Genomic DNA, 12269 nt, shown 5'->3' on the forward strand with positions numbered 1-12269 from the left:
CTTATTTATGCAGTTTGTCGTTCAACTAAGTTTTGTTGCTTTTTTTTGGCATACGCCAGCAACATTTCTCTTGTGATCAATACTATACCTTTATTGGTGACTCGGAAGCCATTTTCTTTATCCGTTTGCGCATCAAAGCCAATTTCAAGGCCTGTTGGCAAGTGACATCCTCGGTCAACAATCGCGTTACGAATACGACAATTACGTTCAATGACCACACCAGGTAGCACAACCGAGCCTTCTATTTCACAGTACGAATGCACATGCACGTTTGAGAACAATAGTGATCGTCTAACCACAGAACCTGAGATGATGCAACCACCAGATACAGTTGAATCAACGGCCATACCACGGCGTTCATCATCATCAAAAATAAATTTTGCTGGCGGAAGCTGCTCCTGATAAGTCCAAATAGGCCAAGTAGGATCATAAAGGTCGAGTTGAGGTTCCGGTGACACTAACTCCATGTTCGCTTCCCAGAACGAATCTAGAGTACCCACATCGCGCCAATAAGGTTGACCTTCATGACTGGGATCTCTAAATGGGAATGCAAACACGTTATGTTCTTCGATTATGGCAGGGATGATGTCATGACCAAAGTCACGACCTGAGCCTTCCCTTTCTGCATCTTGCTTTAGCTGTTCAAACAAGAACTCCGTATTGAACACATAGTTACCCATCGATGCCAAACAAATACCCTCTTTACCCGGTATTGAAGTCGGCTCTGCTGGCTTTTCATCAAAACGACGAACGCGCTTATCACCATCTACGGTCATTACACCAAAGGTGTTCGCTGCCTCTTCACAAGGTACTTCAATACAGCACACGGTCATATCGGCCCCCGTTTCAACGTGCTTTGCAAGCAGTGCACCATAGTCCATGCGATACACGTGGTCACCCGATAGGATCATCACGTATTTTGGTAACTCATGTCTGATAATATCCATATTCTGGAATACCGCATCAGCCGTACCACAGTACCACTCATCACCATATCTTTGTGATGCTGGAAGAATTTCTACCGACTCACCTAACTCTTTCTTGAAATGCCCCCACGCGCGATTAACATGGCGGATCAATGAGTGTGATTTGTATTGCGTTGCAATACCAACACGTCTGATCCCTGAATTAATGCAGTTTGACAGGGGGAAATCGATGATCCTGTGTTTACCACCAAAATAGACTGCAGGCTTAGCACGCCAATTGGTTAATTCATGTAAACGAGATCCTCGACCACCGGCTAAAATCAAGGCGTAAGTTTCTCTGGTTAAACTACTTATGTAGCGATTTGCATAACTGGGCATAACTTTCTCCAATTGTCCTTGTGTGGTGGTCTATTGCATTGGCTCCAAGCGCCAAATCTCATCGCAATATTGTTGAATTGTTCGGTCACTGGAAAAGCTTCCACTGGCCGCGGTATTAAGTATGCTGATCCGAGTCCATGTTGATTTATCAAGATAGGTGTCGGCTGCTTTTTGTTGCGCTTGTACATAACTTGGAAAATCATGCGCAACAAGCCAAGGGTCTTGTGGGCTTTTAATCGCATTGATGATGTCGTCGAATATGCCCGCCTCAAATAAGTTAAAATGACCACTTTCTAGCAGTGACATGACGGCTTCTAAATTTGGGTCCTGCTCAATAATCTGCTGAGGGTTGTAGTTACTTCTAATTGCGTCCGTTTGGTCGGCGTGCGCTCCAAACAAGAAGAAATTGTCTGCGCCCACATTATCTCGGATCTCAATATTAGCGCCGTCCAAAGTACCTATGGTAATGGCGCCATTCATCATGAACTTCATATTCCCGGTACCCGATGCTTCTTTACCCGCTGTAGAGATTTGTTCAGACAAATCTGTAGCAGGGCAAATCGCTTCCATCGCAGTGACGTTATAGTTAGGGAAAAACGCCACTCTCAGATACGGCTTTGCTTTTTCATCACTGTTGATCACACTGGCAACATTGTTGATAAGCTTAATAATTTTCTTGGCCATGTAATAACCTGGAGCGGCTTTACCCCCGATCAATACACAACGTGGTGCCATACCCTCAACGTCGTCTTTTAAAATTCGATCATAAAGGTGAATAATATGCAGCACATTAAGAAGTTGACGCTTGTATTCATGGATACGTTTAACCTGCACGTCAAACATCATTGAAGGGTCAAATTCAACGCCACAACGGGACTTAACTAGCTCGCAAAGTCGTTGTTTATTTTCACTTTTTACACGCTGCCATTGTTTATGGAACTTTTCGTCATCGTAATAACGACGTAACTTATCAATTTGCGAAAAGTCTGCCGTCCAATGCGCACCAATTTTTGCACTGATGAGTTCGCTCAAAGCAGGGTTACAGTGCGCTAACCAGCGTCGTGGTGTCACGCCATTGGTTTTGTTATTAAACTTTTGTGGCCACAATTCATAAAACGTTTTAAACAATCCTGACTTTAATAGCTCTGTATGCAAAGCCGCGACCCCGTTTACAGAATAACTCCCGACGATTGCCAAATAGGCCATACGAACTTGTGGTACATCGCCTTCTTCAATGAGTGACAACTCTCGCTGCTTATTCACATCGCCTGGCCACTGCAAGGCCACTTGTGCTAAAAAGCGTGCGTTGATCTCATAAATGATTTCGAGCAAGCGTGGCAATAACTTTTGGAATAAAGGCACCGACCACTTCTCAAGCGCTTCAGGTAGTAATGTATGGTTAGTGTAAGCCATGGTTTTTGTGGTGATCTGCCATGCTTCATCCCAGCTCAGTTCATAAACATCCACAAACAAGCGCATGAGTTCTGCAACCGCAATACTCGGGTGTGTATCGTTAAGTTGGAATACATGGTAATCAGCAAAATCTTTAAAATTAGCACCATAGCGCTCAACCCACTGAACCAAAATATCTTGCAGGCTGGCACTAGATAGGAAGTACTGCTGACGTAAGCGTAACTCCTTACCGTTTTCACTGCTGTCATTTGGATAAAGCACCATGGTGATTTGCTCGGCCAGATTCTTTCTTGCCACCGCCTCTGAGTAACTGCCCGCATTGAACTCAGATAGGTCAAACTCGTCCGTCGCTTCAGATTTCCAGAGTCGGAGTGTATTCACTACCCCGTTTTTATAGCCTGGAATTGGCACATCATAAGGCACTGCAAGTACATCTTGCGTATCCATCCACTGGCGGTGTTCTCGGCCACTTCTGTCTTTGAAGGTTTCGACGTGGCCAAAAAATTTAACGCGTTGTGATTGCTCTGGCGCAGCCAATTCCCAAGGGTGACCTTCGCGTAGCCAGTTATCGGGTTGCTCAACTTGATGTCCGTTCTCAATTGACTGGTTGAACATACCGTATTCATAACGAATGCCATAGCCAACCACGGGCAATGCTAGGCTTGCGCAGCTATCCAAAAAGCACGCAGCTAAACGCCCTAAGCCACCATTACCTAAGCCCGCGTCATGCTCAGCTTCACCCACTTTCTCAAGCTCGGTACAATACTGCTCTAACGCTTGTTTCGTGCTGTGTTCTAAATCTAAATTCAGTACCGCATTACCTAGCGCTCTGCCCATCAAAAACTCTAACGATAGGTAAGCTGCTTTGCGGGTTTTCTTCTCGCTAAGGTACTGTTTTGTGGCACGACATCGAGAAACTAGCCTATCGCGAATGGTCAGCGCTAATGCATGATACAAGTACAGTTGCGATTCACCGACTTTATCGCGACCGAGTGTATAGTAAAAATGACGACTTAAATCATCACTTAATGTGCTTTCGTCTAACTTTGGCGCATCTTGCCAGTGTTTTACTACACACACGTTAGCAGTCTTTTTGGCCATGAGAGATTCCTTCTTTTACCGATGTAAAAACCCAACTAGATTGGGGGGAAATAGAAACTGAAACTTTGTCTGACTTTGCTTGCGGATCACTTGCGACGGCAAGTTGCCAATGTTCGCTAAAAGGCGCGTATGGCATTGTGAACTCCATTGCCTCGGCGCTCGCGTTGAGCATGATCAACACGCTTTGCGAATGTTGTTTATCCACCAACATATATCCTAACCACTGCCTTGATGCTTCATGCCATTGCTCTGGCAACATGGCTTCACCTTGCTCATTGAGCCACTGCACGCTAAAACGAGGGTCGTTGGCATGAATATAAAATGGATGCGAAAAAGCAGCGAACTTGTCACGAAGTGCAATCAATTCTTGAATAAAAAACGTGAGGCTGTGATTAAATTGTGATGACTTCCAAGCCAGCCAGTTCGTGCGGTTGTCTTGGCAATAGGCGTTATTATTTCCCCCTTGTGAGTGGCTAAACTCACTGCCAGAAGCGATCATGGGCACACCTTTAGATAAAAACAGCGTTAACAAAGCATTCTTTTGCATTTTTAAGCGCAGCGACGTCACTTTAGGGTCGGTTGAAAACCCTTCTTGACCACAGTTCATTGAGTGGTTGGCACTATGACCATCTCTGTTCATTTCGCCGTTGGCTTCATTATGCTTATGCTCGTAGCTGACCAAATCAGCTAATGTAAAGCCGTCATGACTGGTTATGAAATTAATCGAACTCAGAGGCCCTCTCAGATTGTGTTCAAACAGATCATGAGAGCCATGTATTCTTCGCGCGAGTTCGGGGAGTACCCCTTTATCACCACGCCAAAACTGCCTAACCGTATCGCGATATTTATCGTTCCATTCGCGCCAAGGCGCAGGGAATGCGCCAAGTTGATAGCCTCCGGGGCCGATATCCCAAGGCTCTGCGATAAGCTTTATATCTTGTAATATGGGATCTTGTTGTACAGCTTGTAAAAACGCATGATAACGGTTAAAACCGTCCGCGTTACGGGCCAAAATGGGTGCTAGGTCAAACCTAAAACCATCAACGCCCATCACTTCAACCCAATAACGCAAGCTATCGAGTACAAGTTGTAGTGCATAAGGATCGTCGATATTAAGTGTATTACCACAACCTGTATCATTGATGTAAACGTCAGGCTGACCTTCAACACTTCGATAGTAGCCTCGATTATTAAACCCTTTTAGCGACAACATGGGGCCATCCACACCCGCTTCAGCGGTGTGGTTATAAACCACGTCTAAAATGACTTCTAATCCTGCTTCGTGTAAGCGCTGAACCGTTTGTTGAAATTCGCTAATGTCGCTAGAGCTCAAATAGGCTTTATGTGGCGTAAAGTAATTTAACGTGTTGTATCCCCAATAGTTCCTCAAGCCTTTAGTAGTGAGAAACTGCTCACTGACAAAAGCCTGAACGGGTAACAATTCAATGGTAGTTACACCTAACCGTTTAATATGATTCACAAACGCAGGTTCTGCGAGCGCGAGAAACTTGCCTCTGAGCGACGCTCGGATCTCAGGGTGACGATACGTCGCCCCTTTAACATGGCACTCATAAATAACCGTTTTTGACCAAGGTATTTTTGGCCGTTGCCCTTGATATTTATCAATTTCAACGACTCTAGACTTGGGCATATCAATGGCATTATCTAAAGAACTAAGCGTGCCAACGGGCATGTGACAAAAATGTCTTTCACTCCAAGTGAACTCACCTTGAAAGTCTTTTGCATATGGGTCTAGAAGCAGCTTATTTGGATTAAACAGTCTGCCTTTAGCAGCGCTATAATCACCATCGACGCGATAGCCATATAAACACCCTATCGAGAGAGGCTCAACAAACGTGCTCCAGACCCCTCCTTCATGCAAACACATCTCTATACGCGCAATTTCTGAATGCCCACTCACATCAAAAAGGCATAAACTGACCTTGCGTGCATCAGGTGCATAAACCGCAAAGTTTACGCCGTTATCAACCAAACTACTGCCTAGCGGGCGACAGCTCCCACGCTTAGAAGTCAACATAGGTTATCCGTTTATCCAACGCAGGTATAAGGTAGCCAATGCAGGAATACTGATCACGATGCTGTGTTCAAACCCATGTGCCGCTGTATCTTGCGTTTTAATCAGCTGCTGCTTAGTCCCTACGACTTTCACGCCTGAACCATACAAAGTGTCATCATCGGTGTTGAGCACAACTTCATAAACGCCTGCTTTTGGCACCCCAATGCGGTACTGATGAAACACTTGAGGCGTTAAATGGCTAATGACCACCAGCAACTCTTTGGCACTTTTTCCAAAACGCGCAAAGCTAAACAAGCTCTGCTCAGCGTTATTACAATCTATCCATTGGAAACCGGCAGGCGTGTTATCGCACTCATACAATGCTGGTGTTGTGCGATAAATGTTATTCAAACGCTTAATGGTTTTCTGAATGCCTTGATGAGACTCGTGTTCCAATAAAGACCAATCAAGACTAAGGTTGTGGTTCCACTCATCTCTACCACCCAGCTCACTCCCCATAAACAGGAGTTTTTTACCCGGATGTGCAAACATGAAAGCAAAATAGGCGCGCAAGTTGGCAAATTGCTGCCAATCGTCGCCCGGCATTTTGCTGAGCAATGAGCCTTTGCCGTGCACCACTTCATCATGACTGAGTGGCAAAATGTAATTTTCAGAATAGGCATACGCCATTGAAAAGGTCATTTCATGGTGATGGTATTGGCGATGTATTGGATCACGACTCATGTAGCCTAAGCTGTCATTCATCCAGCCCATGTTCCATTTAAAGCCAAACCCAAGCCCATTGTTATCAACGCTGTTGGTAACACCAGGCCAAGCGGTCGACTCTTCCGCAACCATCATGATGCTATTGTCATTACCATAACAGCGCTTGTTAACCTGCTGTAGGCAGTCTATTGCGCCAAGGTTTTCTCTGCCACCAAAGGCATTTGCAACCCACTCGCCATCCTTTCTGCTGTAATCTAGGTATAACATTGACGCGACCGCATCAACTCTGAGCCCATCAATTTTAAACTCGTCAAGCCAATACATGGCACTCGCTAGCAGGAAGCTTTTCACTTCTGGGCGGTCATAGTTATAAATATAGGTGTTCCAATCGGGATGAAAACCTTGGCGTGCATCAGCATGCTCAAAAAGATGTGTACCATCAAACTTGTGTAAACCGTGCGGATCAGATGGAAAGTGACCGGGAACCCAATCTATCAATAAGCCTAAATCCGCATCATGACAGCACTCGACAAAATACATAAAGTCTTCAAAACTGCCAAACCGGCTGGTTGGCGCGAACAAACCAACGGGTTGATAACCCCATGAACCATCAAAAGGATACTCACTCACCGGCATAAGCTGTATGTGGGTAAAGCCCATGTCCTTAACATATTCAATTAAGTCATCAGCCAGTTCACGGTATGTGAGGTAACGATTGCCTTCTTCGATGCGGCGTTTCCAAGAGCCCAAGTGCACTTCATAAATGCTAATTGGCGCACCAATGCTATTGCGAGCAGCCTTTTGCTTTTGCTGACGAGCGGTCAAGGGCTTACGCTTTGCGGTAGGTTGCAATATTGAAGCGGTACCCGGCGCTTGTTGCATTTTAAATGCAAACGGATCAGCTTTGTCTTGGACGTGACCGTAATTATCAACAATGCTGAATTTATAACAATGGTCCGGCTTTAGATCTGGGATAAACAATTCCCAAATACCACTCGCCGGATGCAAACGCATAAAGTGCTCAGAGCGTTGCCAGCAGTTAAAATCACCAATCACCGAAACACTTTTCGCATTCGGCGCCCAAACGGCAAAGCGAACGCCTTTCACCCCTTCGTGCGATACAAAATGTGCACCTAAATGCTTGTATGCGTGTTCTAGCGTACCTTCATTAAACAAATACAACGCTTGCTCATCTAAATGACAGCCAAAGCGATAGACATCGTACTTGGTCAGTTGATGGTCATCGTATTGCACCGTTAATTTGTTTTTATGTGACAGCTCTGTCTTTTCAAGCGGCAACAAAAATAGATCACTTTTCAAATATCTTTTCAGTTCTTGAGGTTTACCACCAATTTTAATACTGACCGATTTAGCGCCCGGTAAAAATACCCTAAGCTCAGCTGTGTTGTCTGATAGTTTATGGCACCCTAAAAATGAAAAAGGGTCTGAGAAGCAACCGTTTTGTAATGCTTCGAGTTGTGCTGAGTAATCTACGACTGGTTGGTTTGCTGATACCACGCTATTCATAGTCCTTTCCTGCTTTTTGCTAAGGTGGCTACAAAGTCACCTTTTTTATTAAATGTGTCTTCAACGCTATGGTTAAGTCGGCGACGCCAATTAGGGTATTCCAAATATGTGCCTGGAATATTGACCGGTAGGGTTTGCTCATCGAGATCGTCTAACTGTATACAAAGCAGCTCACTCGGTGATTGCGCAAGTGCAAACATTAAATGCTCATAAACTTCTGAAGCTCGGCTTTGCAAATTAATCGCGTCAAAGCCACACGAATGCAACCAATTCAGTAGCTTGCTTTTCTCTTCTAAACGTTTTTCTGACTCTAGCTCGCGTAAACCTGGCTCTTGTAATGCGTATTCTATGCGCAACTGAATGTCATCACCTTGCCACCACGCAATAAACGGTGGCACGTCATGATTAGCCACCATCAGTAATACATGTTGACGTAATTGCTGTTGTGGCACGAAATCACCAACATGATTTTTTTCAAAATAAAATAGTGTATTACCAAACATGCTGGCGTCGAGCATCACTGATTTAATTTCCGGCGGTACGACCCCTAGGTCTTCACCGATGATCAAGGTTTTGTTAAGTTGTGACTCTATTTTTAAAAGAGCAATTAAATGCTCAAACGGGTAATACACATAACAGCCTTGTTGCTGTTGTGCCACGCTAAAGCACCACCACAAACGTCGAATCGCCATGACATGGTCTATGCGCAGGCCACCAACACAAGACATATTGCTTCTGAGTAATTGCCTGAAAAATGCATAGCGGTCAGTTTTAAGTTTTTGTGGATTTAACGCAGGTAAGCCCCAGTCTTGGCCGTTCTCCGCCCAGGGATCGGGTGGCGCGCCTACATGCGCCTCGTTAACATACAGATCCTGATTCGCTTTAAACTCCAAGCTGTCATCGGCGCAACCCACGGCTAAATCGTTGATCAAGCCAACCTGCATGCCAAGGCGTTGACTTAACTGCTGGCAATCACTTAATTGTTGAAAAGCTAAAAACTGCCAATAAATGCCGTGTTCATCGTCACCCAACACGCTTAGCTGCTCTGCATGCTGTGCTTTAAAATGGCTAAATTGAATGACTATTTCACTACTCTCATCTCGCAGTTTGAAATCGGCATACAAAGCCCTGAGCAGCGCATATTTGCACTCACTCACTATCTGATAATCTATATATTGCTGCGATTTTTCATGCGCCAGTTGAGCTTGCGATTGGGTATACAAGGCTTGTAATTGTGTACTGTCTGCATATTGCGCGGTTCTATCAATGGCGATATACATGGGGTTAAGCAAAGCTCGGTGATTTGGGCTATAAGGGCTGACACGTTGTTGCTGGGTTTCAAAAAGAAGATGCAACGGGTTGAGCAAGATATAATCACAACCAACTTGAACGCTTTGCTCGATCAATACTTGTAAATCAGCAAAATCACCAATACCAAGGTTACGCTCGCTCTTTAAGGTGTACAACTGGACCGAAATCCCCGTCGTCTTTGCGGTGATCGGGTTATAACATTCACTGGGTACGGACCATATTTGCGTTTCAAATTCGCCCCATGGCAAATGCAGTTGAGCGTTAAAGTAACCCACGGGTAACGGGGCAATTTTAAAAGCGACTTCAACATAGCGAACACCATGATGAAGATACTCACCGACCACCCTGCCGTTAGACAAATCCAATTCTTGCCTGTAACCGGCCAACTCATTTATCTGCAAATGTCCACAGCAATGTAGTTGATAGTCTGGCACTTTTAGCTTAAATAGGGCATCGTGCTGCTCTACCGTGCAAACCTCTTCTATCACTCTTAACCACGGCGCGATATCCAACTCATAGTTAAGATAATCAACCTCATCATTGTTACGCGTTTCAATGCCACAACAGCGCAGCGCTTGTTCACGCACCTGATCATCAAAAATAACGTGCTCACCGGTGTATTTTGTGTAGTCGTAACCTATGCCGTGCAAATAAAACAGCTGAGACAAACCTTGCATAATCGAGTGCTACGCCAAACGTTGCGTATCGACAACGCTGTTTTCTGTACCAAAGCCATTTGCTACGTACGCATCAGCGTGATGGTCGTTATCCCATTGTTCGCCATCAATTAAATATTTAAAGTGATATTGTTTGTCTACTGGAAGACGTTGTTTGAGCTTGAAAGCATTGTCTTTTTTCACAAACTTCATTGTTAGAGGTTGCCAATCAGTAAACTCAGCAACAAGCTCTACTTTTTTAGCATCAGGGTGAGAAAACTCAAAAGTGACTTCGGCTTCATCTTTTGTTTTAAAAAAGCGTTTGGTTAACATAGCAGGCTCCAAATAAACCATTTGATGGTAAATAAATCCTTGCCACAGTGCCGTGCCTTTAACTGCTTAACAATCGGAAACAGTGGTAGTCATTTAGACAGTAAATCAAAATTGTATTTACGCTTTATGACAGTGCATTTTGATCGCTACTGCGCACTCTTGTAGTGCAATAACAGTAAAATTTAGGCCTATGTGGCAGGTCTTATAGACTTAAGAGCAAAACACAGACCAACTAATCGTTAATTAAAATATGATTAACTTCACTTTGTGTAAAGTGAATATAATTAATATCTCCTTCAATAAGTTACATCTGAAACCTAGAAAAAATAAGATTGATGCATTTCAATGAATAAAAATCATTTGCATAAGGCGCTTATTGCCCGTCGCGACTATTAACCAAATTAGAAAATTTCATGCTCGTTCAATTTTTCAAGTGATAATTGTAAATTCAGGCAAATTTTCTTAAATCTATATAAAATCAGAAAGCTATCAACGTTAGATTACCAATATTGACACTATTGATTAGAGCTGTACCTAGTTGTTACACATATAAATCAGACAACTAAACAAATAAATGAAATACAAAAAAGGCAACTAACAGCTACCTTTTAGTACTAATTTGTAAACAACAAATCAGAGGGGGGTTCACTTTAGCTTGCACCATTCCATGTTTATTAAGCCCTTTCTTGTGCTGAGAAAAGAGAATTTGCCAGTGCGCGAGCTGACGCTAGTATTTCATCAGATTGCTCTTTTGATGTGGTGCAACGCGCAATCATTACGCTACCTGCCAATAGCGATACCAAGGCCAAAGCTCTAGATTTATCTTGTTCTTCTACACCACCACTCATTTGGCTTACTATTTTATCCAGTAGTGTTGAGAACACCTCCTTAGTATTGTCATCTGAGCGCATAACATCTGCTGAAAGTGCCGGAACAACACAGCTATGTCCTAAATCATTCACATGTTCCTGACTCAAATAAAAGTCCAAAAAATGTTGTGGCCACGCTTGCTTGTGTTCATCTTCTAACTGAACAAGTGTTTCCAAATAGTCATGCATCCCCTTTTCAATTGCTTCATGAAACGCTTGGTTCTTTGAGGAAAAATGCCCATAAAAAGCGCCCGATGTCATCCCTGCACGCTTTGCCAAACCATTGATCCCTAAACCGCTATACCCTTCTTCACGAAAACCTTGCTCGGAAGATTCCAAAATATGGGTACGTATCTTATGCATATGCTCTTTTGATGCTCTCATGGTCTACCCCGAAAATTATATATAGCGATCATTATATTTTACTTGAAATATATAGCGATCGCTATTTATAAACATCCACACAATCAAGTAAGGAAATTAGATATGCCAATTCAAATAATCATGACCGAAGGTTTAACTTCAAAAGAAGCAGCAAAAAAGATGCATAAAGCCGTTGGGCAAGCGCTACTAGATCACCACCAGATCAGTGATAATCGGTTCATGCTAGCCAATATTGTCGGTGAAGTTGTATTCGTTGATAGCGAGCTAACCTTTTCTGGGCTCAAGCCTTCGCCCGTGGCCATCGTAGAACTGCGAGTTCCCTCATTTACTTTTGGCACGCAAACGCAAAAAGACAATTTTGTAAAAGAGGTCACAGATATCGTGTTGACTTACACAGAAGGCAAGATTTCAAAAGAGTCTATTTGGGTTAATGCTGTTTATGCTGTTGACGGGCTTTGGGGTATTGCAGGCAAGGCCTATACCAATGAAGAGCTTGGTCAAGCCATTCAACTGGCGAGCTAATATATAATCGTATGCCCTTTAGCTTGTCGTTGCTTAAGGGCTTTTAAATGGAGAGAGGGACGAAACCAATCAACTATTATTGAGATTATGTTTAAAGATAAGCACC

General features: G+C 43.7%; 8 protein-coding genes. 1 reads left to right on the forward strand and 7 read right to left on the reverse strand.

Going from position 1 to position 12269, the window contains the following annotated elements; all coding sequences use genetic code 11:
- Nucleotides 1-5: 5 nt before the first annotated feature.
- The 7 genes from glgC to AC5FX4_RS19045 all read right to left on the reverse strand — a co-directional run bounded on the left by glgC (nt 6) and on the right by AC5FX4_RS19045 (nt 11641).
- Nucleotides 6-1304: a glucose-1-phosphate adenylyltransferase gene (glgC, locus tag AC5FX4_RS19015; protein ID WP_493607991.1), complete on the reverse strand. Its 1299-nt coding sequence runs from the start codon at nt 1302-1304 to the stop codon at nt 6-8.
- 30 nt (nt 1305-1334) lie between these two features.
- Nucleotides 1335-3818, reverse strand: coding sequence for a glycogen/starch/alpha-glucan phosphorylase (locus AC5FX4_RS19020; protein WP_493607992.1), 2484 nt, complete (start codon nt 3816-3818; stop codon nt 1335-1337).
- A complete protein-coding gene (gene glgX / locus AC5FX4_RS19025; RefSeq protein WP_493607993.1) occupies nt 3799-5856 on the reverse strand; it encodes a glycogen debranching protein GlgX in 2058 nt (685 codons plus the stop codon). The genes AC5FX4_RS19020 and glgX overlap by 20 nt, the downstream gene beginning before the upstream one ends.
- A 3-nt stretch (nt 5857-5859) precedes the next feature.
- Nucleotides 5860-8088, reverse strand: coding sequence for a 1,4-alpha-glucan branching protein GlgB (glgB, locus tag AC5FX4_RS19030; protein ID WP_493607994.1), 2229 nt, complete (start codon nt 8086-8088; stop codon nt 5860-5862).
- Nucleotides 8085-10076, reverse strand: a complete 1992-nt coding sequence (malQ, locus tag AC5FX4_RS19035; RefSeq protein ID WP_493607995.1) for a 4-alpha-glucanotransferase — start codon at nt 10074-10076, stop codon at nt 8085-8087. The genes glgB and malQ overlap by 4 nt, the downstream gene beginning before the upstream one ends.
- Before the next feature lie 9 nt (nt 10077-10085).
- Nucleotides 10086-10388 carry an isoamylase early set domain-containing protein gene (locus tag AC5FX4_RS19040; protein ID WP_493607996.1) on the reverse strand — a complete coding sequence of 101 codons (303 nt, stop codon included), beginning with the start codon at nt 10386-10388 and terminating at the stop codon, nt 10086-10088.
- A 674-nt stretch (nt 10389-11062) separates the two neighbouring features.
- Nucleotides 11063-11641, reverse strand: a complete 579-nt coding sequence (locus AC5FX4_RS19045) for a TetR/AcrR family transcriptional regulator (RefSeq protein WP_493607997.1) — start codon at nt 11639-11641, stop codon at nt 11063-11065.
- A 102-nt stretch (nt 11642-11743) separates the two neighbouring features.
- Between AC5FX4_RS19045 and AC5FX4_RS19050 the strand changes: the two genes are divergently transcribed.
- Nucleotides 11744-12163, forward strand: a complete 420-nt coding sequence (locus AC5FX4_RS19050; protein ID WP_493607998.1) for a hypothetical protein — start codon at nt 11744-11746, stop codon at nt 12161-12163.
- The last annotated feature ends 106 nt before the right edge of the window (nt 12164-12269 follow it).

It is taken from the genome of Pseudoalteromonas sp. ATL1 (assembly GCF_058933015.1).